The sequence below is a fragment of the Thermoplasma sp. genome, assembly GCF_023256435.1.
GTDB lineage: Archaea > Thermoplasmatota > Thermoplasmata > Thermoplasmatales > Thermoplasmataceae > Thermoplasma.
Window position 1 is genome coordinate 1 of the sequence record NZ_JAGDXM010000023.1, and the last position, 11,424, is coordinate 11,424.

Annotated in this window: 12 protein-coding genes; 9 read left to right on the forward strand and 3 right to left on the reverse strand. The window is 47.3% G+C overall.

Annotation, left to right across the window (positions count from 1 at the left end):
- The first annotated feature begins 66 nt into the window (after positions 1–66).
- The 4 genes from Q0C15_RS02890 to Q0C15_RS02905 are packed head-to-tail and all read left to right on the forward strand — an operon-like array spanning position 67 to position 2,928.
- Positions 67–1,203 carry an FAD/NAD(P)-binding oxidoreductase gene (locus tag Q0C15_RS02890; protein WP_297215902.1) on the forward strand — a complete coding sequence of 379 codons (1,137 nt, stop codon included), beginning with the start codon at positions 67–69 and terminating at the stop codon, positions 1,201–1,203.
- A 10-nt stretch (positions 1,204–1,213) separates the two neighbouring features.
- Entirely contained in the window at positions 1,214–1,708 is a 495-nt protein-coding gene (locus Q0C15_RS02895) for a DUF1641 domain-containing protein (RefSeq protein WP_237265378.1), read from the forward strand.
- Positions 1,709–1,738: 30 nt separating this feature from the next.
- Positions 1,739–2,197, forward strand: a complete 459-nt coding sequence (locus Q0C15_RS02900) for an OsmC family protein (RefSeq protein ID WP_297215908.1) — start codon at positions 1,739–1,741, stop codon at positions 2,195–2,197.
- Positions 2,194–2,928 carry an ABC transporter ATP-binding protein gene (locus tag Q0C15_RS02905; protein WP_297215910.1) on the forward strand — a complete coding sequence of 245 codons (735 nt, stop codon included), beginning with the start codon at positions 2,194–2,196 and terminating at the stop codon, positions 2,926–2,928. Before Q0C15_RS02900 ends, Q0C15_RS02905 begins: the two co-directional genes overlap by 4 nt.
- Here the strand turns inward: Q0C15_RS02905 and Q0C15_RS02910 are convergent.
- Both Q0C15_RS02910 and Q0C15_RS02915 read right to left on the reverse strand, forming a co-directional pair.
- Complete coding sequence (locus tag Q0C15_RS02910) at positions 2,906–3,412, reverse strand: NTP transferase domain-containing protein (protein ID WP_297215912.1); 507 nt, start codon at positions 3,410–3,412, stop codon at positions 2,906–2,908. The two genes, Q0C15_RS02905 and Q0C15_RS02910, sit on opposite strands and share 23 nt — an antisense overlap.
- Positions 3,409–4,242, reverse strand: coding sequence for an IS481 family transposase (locus Q0C15_RS02915; RefSeq protein ID WP_297215927.1), 834 nt, complete (start codon positions 4,240–4,242; stop codon positions 3,409–3,411). Before Q0C15_RS02915 ends, Q0C15_RS02910 begins: the two co-directional genes overlap by 4 nt.
- A gap of 153 nt (positions 4,243–4,395) precedes the next feature.
- Here Q0C15_RS02915 and Q0C15_RS02920 point away from each other — a divergent pair, with 153 nt between their 5' ends.
- The 3 genes from Q0C15_RS02920 (at position 4,396) to Q0C15_RS02930 (ending at position 7,834) form a co-directional block, all read left to right on the forward strand.
- Positions 4,396–5,106: a flagellin gene (locus Q0C15_RS02920; RefSeq protein ID WP_237265377.1), complete on the forward strand. Its 711-nt coding sequence runs from the start codon at positions 4,396–4,398 to the stop codon at positions 5,104–5,106.
- Positions 5,107–5,203: 97 nt separating this feature from the next.
- Positions 5,204–6,367 (forward strand): nitrate/nitrite transporter, encoded by a 1,164-nt coding sequence (locus Q0C15_RS02925; RefSeq protein WP_297215916.1) that lies wholly within the window; start codon positions 5,204–5,206, stop codon positions 6,365–6,367.
- A 96-nt stretch (positions 6,368–6,463) separates the two neighbouring features.
- Entirely contained in the window at positions 6,464–7,834 is a 1,371-nt protein-coding gene (locus Q0C15_RS02930; protein ID WP_297215919.1) for an MFS transporter, read from the forward strand.
- A 146-nt stretch (positions 7,835–7,980) separates the two neighbouring features.
- Here the strand turns inward: Q0C15_RS02930 and Q0C15_RS02935 are convergent, their stop codons facing one another.
- Positions 7,981–8,364: a NifB/NifX family molybdenum-iron cluster-binding protein gene (locus Q0C15_RS02935; RefSeq protein WP_110642637.1), complete on the reverse strand. Its 384-nt coding sequence runs from the start codon at positions 8,362–8,364 to the stop codon at positions 7,981–7,983.
- A 229-nt stretch (positions 8,365–8,593) separates the two neighbouring features.
- Here Q0C15_RS02935 and Q0C15_RS02940 point away from each other — a divergent pair, with 229 nt between their 5' ends.
- Complete coding sequence (locus tag Q0C15_RS02940) at positions 8,594–11,011, forward strand: penicillin acylase family protein (RefSeq protein ID WP_297215922.1); 2,418 nt, start codon at positions 8,594–8,596, stop codon at positions 11,009–11,011.
- Between the two features lie 58 nt (positions 11,012–11,069).
- Positions 11,070–11,424, forward strand: a 355-nt coding sequence (locus Q0C15_RS02945) for a hypothetical protein (RefSeq protein ID WP_297215924.1), incomplete at its 3' end; no start/stop codon positions are given.

Here is an 11,424-nt window from a genome sequence, read left to right on the forward strand (position 1 = left end):
AGGAGCTGGTAGGAGTATTCGACAGAAACGGATACTACGAGATTGTGATGAAGAAGGTGAAGTGATATGGTTAGTAGAGTTCTCATCGTTGGTGACGGCGATGCTGGAACTATAATGGCGAACAAGCTGAGATTCCACACTGACAGGCGCGATGTTGACATAACCGTGGTCGGAAACTCAAAGGATCACTATTTCAAGCCTGATGGTGTGCATATCTCATTCAACATGATAGACTACAAGAAGAGCGTGAAGCCCACTGAATTTCTATTCAACTATGGCGTGAATTACATAAGGGACACGGTATCGAGGATAGATGTTGCGGATCACAGCGTGCAGACAACTGGCGGTAGGAATCTCGATTACGATTACCTGATAATTGCGACCGGCGACAGGTTCACGCCGGAGGATGTCCCAGGTTATTCTGAGAGTGCCAAGCACTTTTATGATCTTCCGCACGCGCTTGAGCTTCAGAAGGAGATAAAGGGCTTCAAGGGAGGAAAGGTTGTGATCGGGCAGGCAAGCATACCAATAATGTGCCCGCCAGCACCATACGAGTTCACATTCCTGCTTGAGGAGTATCTTAATTTCCATGGTCTCAAGGACAAAACCGAGATACACTACATATACCCGCTCAACCGCGTTTTCACCATTCCAAATGTTGCGGACTTCGTCGGCAAGAGAATGGAGGAACGCGGCATAATAACCCACACGCTCTTCAACGTAGACTCGATCGATCCAAAGAACAAGAAGATAGAATCGCTTGAGGGCGAGAGCATAAATTATGATCTGCTTGTGCTGATACCGCCGCACAGGGGGCAGAAGGTAATAACGGATTCTGGACTTGCAGATGACAGCGGATATATCGATGTGGATAAATACAAGCTTAACTATAAGGACTACGACAACGTGTTCGCAATAGGCGACGCTACAAACCTGCCTGTATCCAAGGCTGGAGCGACTGCGCACTTCGAAGCTCTGTACCTCTCCAACAGGATAGCTTCAGAAACCTCAGGAAACATATACAATGAAGTGTATGAGGGAGACGTGGCATGCACAACGGTCACCGGTTATGAGAAGGGCTTGACGCTCTACTTCAACTACAACAAGCCTCCGAAGGCTAATTTCGACAGCAAGCTTGACTACTTCCTGAAATGGCAGTCTGCAGATACGTTCTTCAGCAGCATGCTGAGGGGAGTCGCGTGAGGTGATGGACATGGTGGAGAAGGAAGAGGTTCAGGGAAACATGCAGCCAGCCGAGGATCAGGACGATATCGAAGCGCTTCTGAACAAGATGGTGGAGAACAAGGATACCATAATAGCGTTCATGGATCTCCTTTCGAAGATGAAGGAGGCCGGGATAATAGATGTATTCATGGGCATAGCCAAGGACTACGCTCCTACAGACATAGAATTCCTGGCGAAGTTCTTCACCGAGAAGGAACTCACAGAGGCGCTGCTCAAGGTTGGAAACAGCATGATGGGGCTGCTTTACGGCCTCGGGGAAGAGAAGACCGCTGATCTGGTCAAGGCAATATCATTCAACCTGCCGGGCGTTGCGGAAGAGTTCGTTGAAGGCGTCAAGAATCCTCAGCCACTATCTGCGCTCAAACTGATGGCGCTGCTCAAGGATCCGGATGTTTCCGCCTTCATAACAGGACTAATAAACGCGCTGAAGGTCATAGTGTCCTCGGTGAAAAAAGTACAATAATCTTTTATATTGATTTTTTTTAGCCCATTGATGAAGGTATCTTTTCATTACGTTCCAGGCGAAGGTTTCGACTCAGACGATGGCAAGGATACGGTAAGGATCTATTTTTCACAGGATAAGAAGGAGATGAGGCACGCGCCCACAGAGCTCCTCCTGCTTGCCGTTGGATCATGCACGAGCGATGATGTCCTATCTATACTTAGGAAAATGCGCCAGGAATTTTCATCCTACAGATGTGAGGTATCTGGCGAAAAGAGGGAGGAGCATCCGCGCATGCTTAAATATGCACACATACGGTATATATTCGAAGGATCTGTGGATCCTGAGAAGGCTAGAAAAGCTATTCATCTCTCGCTGAGAAAGTACTGCTCTGTATCCATAACAGTTGAACGCGGTGGTGTCAAGGTAATCTACAGCCTGATCATCAACGGTGAGACTGTGGATGATTCCGTCGATGTGGAGGAAATAAAACTCGAAGAGGAAGCATGATCGAGGTAGAGAATTTATCCATAGACCGGAAAACGTTCAGGATAAATGGCGTGTCTTTTTCTATTGTAGAGAACGGTATCAACGGTATAGGAGGTCTTAACGGATCCGGCAAGACTACGGTGCTAAAGGCGATCTACGGTTTCCTGAAGCCTTCCGGCGGTGCAGTTTACATAGACGGAAAGAACATCTCTGGTATGAAGCCAAGAGAGATTGCCTCGATGGTCTCGGTTGTTCATCAGGAGCAGCCTACGCCGATGAACTTCACAGTCAGGGACGTCGTCCAGCTCTCAGGCTACAGCCGAGGGCAGGGAGGCCCAGGCCTGGAGGAATGCCTCGAGGCCTGCGGTATCGATCATCTTTCTGATAGGGAATTCTCAACGCTTAGCGGAGGAGAGAAGCGAATAGTGATGTTCGCCGCGGCCATGTATCAAAACACCAGGTACATCCTGCTGGATGAACCAATGACCTTTCTGGACGTGGACAAGGCCGTGAGGGTCATGTCCATAATCAGGAGGTTCAGGGAGGCGGGAAAAACCGTGGTGATAGTATCGCATGACATAAATTTTCTGTACAATGAATGCGACAGCGTCATACTTATGCGATCCGGAAGCGTGCTGTATCAGGGAGACCCCAGAAAGGTGATCAACGAGAAGACATTGTACGAAGTATTCAACGTGAAATTCGGAAGGTATGAATCCGCAGAAGGCGTTAGGTTTTATCCATACCCCTGACCTTCTCCAGGTCATCTGGCGTGTTCACGTTCATTGCATATCCAGAAATATCAACATTGGTATATGAACCACCGAAATCTTTGAAAAGAGACAGACCAGTGAACTTTCCGCCGTCTACAAAAGATATAACGGCCTTATCAAGCGTGAGTGCGTATCTAATTCTTTCAAGAATATCTTGGCATCTGATTATATAGAGATCCCCGGGGGCAACGAGGATAGGAAATTTCCAGATTATCCCGAGGGCATAATTCAGATCCTCTATGTAGCCTCCGCGTTCCTTTTCCATGATGCTTATGCCAAGGGTTCGAAGGATCTTTTTTGTCCGCTGCATCGACGGATCTATCAGCGCGTACCATGCATCGCATATGCATCTGAGGCATCTCACCGATCTCTCCAGTATGGTTTCGCCTTCGATCTCTATGATCGCTTTCTCAGGATCCCCGATCCTAGTTCCCATACCGCCCGCAATTATCAGGCAGTTCAACTCTCTCCAGTATTCATATCATACTTCTTGATATACTCTTCGAATATCTGGTCCGGTGAGGCGATCCTGTCCTCGAATCTTGTTACCGGCCTCTCGTTGTACCAGTTGACGAACTCCTCAAGGCTGTTGAACGTCCACCTGTACTTGTCGTAGTTCTGCCACAGCTTCGACAGCGAAAGGTGAACGCGTGAGCTCCCCTTGTCCGTTACGACCTCTGAGATGCCCTTCTTTCTGGCTATGTATCCAAGGTTCGATGAATTGTATATCAGGCTGAGCACACCGCTTCTTATCATGAGCCTCTTTATCTTCCCGGAGATATTGAGGCCGTCAAGGACTGCGGCAACAACGTCGCTCGTTATCTTCATGGATTCTGAATAGGAGAGTATCTTCTTTGTTGTCATGTCGACGCAGAAGATGGCGTACTGATCGTTGAAGCTCCTCTGGTGATAGTCCAGAAGCACTGTGGACAGCGGCGGTTCGGCCTTCTTCCCGTTTACTATCAGCGCATTGTCCTTGATCTGAACCATCCTCTTCACCTTCATGTAGTTGTATATCTTGTAGTAAGAGACGTTGAAGCCCTTGCTCCTGAGCAGGTAATAGATCGTTCGCGATCCAATCCTGTACTTATCCCAGAGATCATCTATGAATTTCTTTTCCTCCTCGGTCAGCTCAGAATCCCTTGAGCTTTCGGGCAGCTCGCTTTCATGCAGGATCTGCTGTATCCTTCTCGGCGTCACATTGAACATCCTGGCGAGTTCAGTGACCTTGTATCCCTTCTTCACGCTATCTATTATGAACTTCCTATCCTCGGTGTTTAACATGTATTTCAAATTAACAACCAAGGTCAGGATAAGGCACTTTTTCGCAGCAATATATGTAGGATACACGTTCTTTTCCTGTGCATGGCCATGCGTAATTTCGCAATTCAATCGTGGATCATTAAATACCGATCCACTCACATACATATGTACACAGTGAAGCAGATGCCCATACTTAAATCACTAAAGAAGCTGAAGAAAATATTTCAGACTGACGATTCGAAGTCAGAATCGGGTATAGGCGTACTTATTGTCTTTATCGCGATGATCTTAGTTGCTGCTGTTGCCGCATCCGTGCTCATACACACGGCAGGGATCCTGCAGCAGAAGGCATCTAGCACCGGAACAACCACCATACAGCAGGTAGCTTCGGGCGTGGTCATAACCCAGATACTGGGCTATGACTATGCCAATCCACCTGAGGCTGGTGGCATTTCCTATCTTGCAATATTCGTCACCGTTAACTCCGGCGGGTCTTCAGTTGATCTATCGAATACAACCATAACGCTGTCGGTAGGCGGCGTGACCGCGGTGCTGGTCTACAACACCAGCATATTCTATGATATAGCGGGCACGGGATCGGCCAACATATTCTCAGCGCCTGTCTGGGGCGAACTCTCAGCAGCGCACAAAGACCCAACAAACTTCGGGATACTGGTCGAGTCAGATCCGTCACATTCGATGACTGGGCTGTATCCGGTACTCAGCACTGGAGATGTTGCTGCGTTGATAATAAACGTCACGAACACGTTCGGAACGAACATAACGCAGGGATCTGCGGTGAGCGGGCAGATAACGCCTGAGGTTGGTTCGCCAGCGCTCATAGACTTCAACGCACCCACATCGTTCGCAACCAAATCAATAGTGATAAGCTGATGACCCACAAATAGACTGCGAAACTTTCGTACGCCTTAGTGATCAGCGATTATGATAGACACAATAATTAAGGACGATGATCACTTAGCATTATACAATGGGAGATCAGATTTACCGCTATCGAGCCCAAGCTGCCGTTGTTCCCCTGTCCACCCTTTCATTCATTCTTAACTCCATCGTGAGATTTTTCGTTCCAGCTACGCTTCCATTTATTGTTGCATCGATGAGAATAGATCTGTTCAGGGGTTCGCTTCTCATCACAGCCTACTGGATCGGATACACAGCATTTCAGATACCAGGGGGTTTTCTTTCGGATCTATATGGGACGGCGACGATTAATAAGATATCACTTTTCCTGCTTGCAGCTCTTTTTGCTCTGCTGTATTTTTCCATTGAAGATTACACCGCAGTTTTTCTCATACAACTGTTCATGGGATCTGTGTCGGCCGTGATTTACATATCCGATGCTGCACTGGTTCAAAAATGGAATGCCAGAGAAAAGCGATCAGCGGCGCTTGGTGTATATCAATCTGGTTTCTTCGTTGGTGCATCGTTTGGAGAATATTTCGCAATATCATCCTACATAGTGTCGAAATCGCTTCCGTTCTTGATATTGATACCAATTCTGCTGATCGCAGCATCCATGAACGCACTGTTGATGAGAGATCCTGAGCTCACTGACAGGAAAATTTCGATATCAAAGAAGGTTGTATTTCCAGCAGTGCTCCGATTTTCGGCTGGATTTGCATACATCGGCTTCCTTGCCATGTTCTCGTCGATACTGTCTTATAAATTCCATGTGCCGGAAGATAGCATATTTTTATACTCATGGGTACCGGCAGTACTTGGCATATTCTCATCGCCGCTGGGCGGATTTGCATCAGCTCGGATGAAGAACGGAAGGCTCATCCTTGCTGTATTCCCTGTGATAGCCATAAGCATTGCTATGCTGGTGATAATCGACGTAAATTTCTGGCCTGCTATACTGATCTCGTCTTCATTGGGCTTTTTCTATGGAATCTACGCCGGACCTTCTATGTCCATGGCGTCAGATGTCTCAGCCAGCGACGCAAGCATATCCTCATCCAGTTCTATCCTGAATCTCAGCTCACAGGCCGGGGGTATGATATCTCCAGCCATAATGGGTTACGCTTATTCTGCATCTGATTCATTCGGTACAGGTATATTGGCCATATGCATTGTATCGACAGCTCTTGCCCTTCTATCTGCTTTTTATCTTAAGAGATCGGGTATAACGTAGCTTCAAAATGCTTATTCATAGAATTTGTATCAATATTATTTAAAAATTATTAAAATGCTTGCAAAGATTTATATGTATAATACTTTATATTCATATATGGCTGAAGGAAAACCGCTATCAGATGAGGATCAGGTTAAGGATATAATAGCAAGAGCCAACAGGATACCGGTCTGGTCCCTTCCGACGGCATTTCTCGCCATTATCGGTATAGGATATTTTTTCACATTCTATGACATATCCGATATAGGCCTGGCAATGCCGGCAATTGCACAGCAATTTCATATAGGCACTTCGCTCAGTCTTTTCATTGCGCTTTCGATAGGTCTAATAGGCTACGGCATAGGATCATATATAATAGGATCAATAGCAGATATATATGGAAGATACCGATCCATGATCCTGACGATGGGCTTAACGGCATTGGGTTCATTCGGAGATGCAATCTCTGTAAACGTTCCTGAGCTCACAATATTCCGTTTCATAACAGGTCTGGGGCTTGGGGCTGATCTCAACCTTGTATCCAGCTATGTCAGCGAGTTTGCGCCACCTGCCATGCGAGGCAAGATAACCGTATATACCTTTCTCATAGGTATACTGGGTCAGGCTATAACTCCGTTCGTTGGCCTTTCACTTGTGCCAGTTTACTATAATGGCTGGCGCTATCTTTTTGGTATAGGCGCCGTAATTGCTTTCATAGCACTTATACTCAGATTCGAGTTGCCGGAATCGCCAAGATGGCTTGCAGCAAAGGCCCACAATCTGGAGAAAGCCAGAAAGGTTCTTGATATGATGGAAGCTACGGCAATGAAGAAGGTTGGTAAACTGCCGGATCCGAAGCCTGAGGAGGTTGTACTTGAGGAGCAGAAATTCCCGACATTGTATCTCTTCAGGAGACCTTATTCAACAAGGCTAGGCTTGCTCGTTGTAATGTGGTTTTTCTGGTATATAGGGAACTACGCCTTCCTAGGTGACTCTGCGGCCATCCTGTCTTCCGCTGGGTTTTCTATTTCTTCCTCTATACTCTATCTTGCAGTCGGTGCGATTGGCTATCCAGTTGGTGCAGTGATAATGATATTTTCTGCTGACAGATTCGAACGAAAGCATGTCATCTTTGCGGATACGGTAGTTTGGTTCATCGGCCTGATGCTTTTCTCCTTTAAAGTGAGTGCATTCATATTCGCTGGTTCGTTCCTCGCGTCTATGGCGTTAGGTATGTATCTTCAGGTCGCATACACATATACGGCTGAAAATTATCCGACCAGGGCCAGATCTTCTGGTTTCGCGCTGACTGATGGCATAGGACATGTCGGAGGGGCATTCGGTGCACTATTCCTTCCAGTACTTGTTGCTTCATTCTCCTTTGCGTTCGGCTTCAGGTTCATAGCTATAACGGGTCTCATAGCCGGAATACTTGCAATGCTCGGGCCGAAAACTTCAAGCAGGACGCTTGAGGCAATCTCAGCATAATGAGATGATCCCTTTTTTATGTCTTAAGATCATAAAAATTCCTTAATTTTTTATAAAACTCCATTGTCTATCCATTTTCGAATGTGCCTGTCGATAATTTATTTCGTAAAAGGGTAAAACTTCTTTTCCGCATGTTTTTGATCTGTTCATTCATGGTGGGCCATTAGGTCTTTGTATTTGCCTGAAAGATAGGCTGATACAAGGTCTGATACAGTTTTGCCATCAGCAGAAACAAGCTTTATATTGTTTGCCCTAAAGTCCATGACCGCTCTCGGCCCCATCATGGACGCTATTATCACATCCGGATGCAGATCAATTATTGATCCATGAACTCCGCGCGCGCGTTTCTCTTCATCTTCGCCATGCCCCTCATCGTGCGGGCCCTCACCATTTACGAAGGTTATTTTGACATTTCTTCCATCGTCATCTGCATCTAGAACAGCGAGATACGGAGCACGCCCAAAATGTGGAGAAACGCGCGATTCCATTCCGTTCCTCTCAAGCACAGGTATCAGTATCCTAATTGACATATCTTATTCATTTCAAGGCGGTACAATAACGTTCTCATCTCAAATTGGGCATTAGACTATATTATACCAGGTAGAATTCTCAATATAAATATTGCGTCTGCTGTTGCCGGCCCCATATGCATGGGATTCAGAATCATTCAGATATATGATCCGGAATAGGTTTTTTCCTCATTGTATTTATTCATTTTTACTTCGATAAATATAAATAATATTTTAAAGATAAAGTTTCATGAAAGTGCGTTATATACGGTTGATAGTTTCTATAGCCGTTCTCATGGTACTTCTCTTTGCAAGTTTTTCATCCATAGGCCCACTTCCTCCACTATCCAAGATCCTGAATCCATCCTCAGGGGTATTCTCTCCTCCGCCATACTTCTACAGCCCTGGAAGCCAGAAGCTGTCTGTAAAATTCTCCAACGTCTCCGCCACCGTGATCGTGTACAGGCAGAGTGACGGCTTCATAGGCATAGCAAGCAACAGCACGGAGGCCCTTTACTATGAACAGGGCTATCTTGAGGCTGAATATAGGCTAGCACAGCTAGATTTCCTAAAGCGCACGGCGCTAGGCAATCTATCGGCAATAGCCGGCCCATCAACTTTGCAGACCGATATCTTCATGCGCGAGATCCAGCTTTACAATACCGCTGTGCTGGAGAGGCAGAACCTCAGCGCCAATAATCTGACGTACATCTATCTTAAATCCTTCGTGGCAGGCATAAATGCATACATAGGAAACCTGACCTATGCGAGGCTGCCTCTTCTGTTCAAGATACTGAATGCAAGGCCTCACGCCTGGAACGTCACAGACGTGCTTGCAGTTCAGCAGCTGTTCCTGTGGGAGAACAGTGCCGGTGGCCTGGACCCAATATACTTCAACTTCGCACTGCAGAAGATGCCGGAATCCGTCATAAAGGCCATATATCCGGCGTATCCAGCAGGTGTACAGCACCCCATAGTCCCGTACTCGCTCAACCCATCCATATACAAGGAACAGGGCGACATCAGGGATCTCAACCTCTACGTCCCATACGTTAATCTATCCGATCCGGAATACGCAGCCGTAAATGCCTTCTACACCAGCGCAATGACCGGCCTGGCGAAGGCGTCCATGTTATTCACAGGCATCTCGGATGCCTATGATATAAAGATGAACTACACGGTATTTCATGATTTCGGCAGCAACGATTGGGCTGTGAACGGCATACGCACATCAAACACATCAGCCATGCTCGCTAACGATCCGCACCTGACCACCAGCGTACCATCGATATGGATGGGTTTCCAGCTCGTTGCGCCAGGCATGAACGTCATAGGAGTCACATTTCCAGGCTTCCCAGGCGTTATACTGGGGCACAACCCGTACATAGCATGGGGCGCCACCAACGGACAGATACAGGAGACGTATTTCTATGCTGAACAGACCTCACCATCGCATCCAGAGGATTACTACTTCAACGGTTCCTGGGTGCCTTTCCAGGTGGAGAATGAAACCATACTGGTGAAGGGAGAGAAACCGGTGCACATCCATATATACCGCGCGGTCAACGGCGTGGTCATAAACAACAGCCTGGGCGTTCCCATAGCGATGGACTGGACAGGCTACATCCCGACCTATGAGATCACCTTCTTCCTGCACATCAACAGGGCGCACAGCGTTATGCAGTTCGTCCAGAACCTGACAAGGTACTTCAAGATCGCGATACAGAACTGGGCGGTCGCTGACAGCTCCGGAAATATAGGGATATTCCCATATGGGCTCTATCCGGTCATAGCGAAGGGCAACCCGAGGGGTATACTGCCTGGGAACGGATCATATGACTGGACCGGCTTCATTCCGCAGCAGTATCTTCCTAGCCTTTACGATCCGTCCACAGGCTTCGTCTTCTCGGCGAACCAGATAACCGTTTCTCCAAACTACCCATATTACATAGGGTGGGATTATGAGTCCGGCTACCGTGCCGATCAGATATACACGATGATAAACTCGACCTACGGTTTCAATTACGCGAAGATGGAGAAGATACAGCTCTGCGTGCACGACTTCACCACGGACGTATTTCTTAAGCCGCTATTGAATGCGCTGAATGAATCTGGGCTTAGCAATACGCCGGAATACTCGGCTCTGAAGTCATGGAACGGAAACATGGACATCAACTCGACGGCCGCAACCATATACTACTTCTTCATCAGGGACTTTGTCAGCAGCGTGTTTGAGCCATGGCTATCATACTACGGAATAAACGGCACATACGGCCTGGGCCAGACAGCATTCTTCCTCGGATCAGATGACTACTACCACGGCCCGCTCATAGAGGATCTCGTCAACTGGACAATGACGCATTACAACTCAACGTTCTTCAGCAATCCTGTATCCGGCGCAAAGGGAAATGAAACTACGGCAATGCTCGGGGCATACGCGATGGCGATAAACCAGATAACGAAGGACTACGGCACATACTCGTCCTCATGGCAGTGGGGCAACGTCCACAAGAGATACCTCTCCAGCTTCTTCGGCCTATCGGCGCTGAACACGCAGGAAGTTCCAGCTGCCGGCGACGGGAACACAATCAACGCAGCCGACAACAACCACGCAGGTTACCCAAACTACTCAACAAACTGCGCAACAGCAGCAACAACAGACTGGTGAGCATGTTCTTCACATCCTACCTGGAGGTAGGATAATTGGAGGTGAGATAACACCAAGGGTGCCCCCGCCACCAACACCACCAACCAAGACCACACAAGTTACACAAACTACCCAACAGCAACAGAAAAAGTCACAACAGAAGCAGCAACAATCTAGTGACTCCACCAACACATATGAGCAAACTGCTAAGTGGCTTGCGAATCAATTCATGAGTAATTATAACTCGGATCAAAGTGAGGGGGTTATATCTGCATCCACGGTTAATTCTGGCTATAACTTCTACGAGTACATGCAGTCACTGAAGCAGACTAACCCGCAGTTGTATAACCAACTAATTAATAACCCCACAATAAAGCAGGCATTGCAGACCTATGAGAAGTATGTAGCGCCAACAACCTCGTATGTCATGAGCT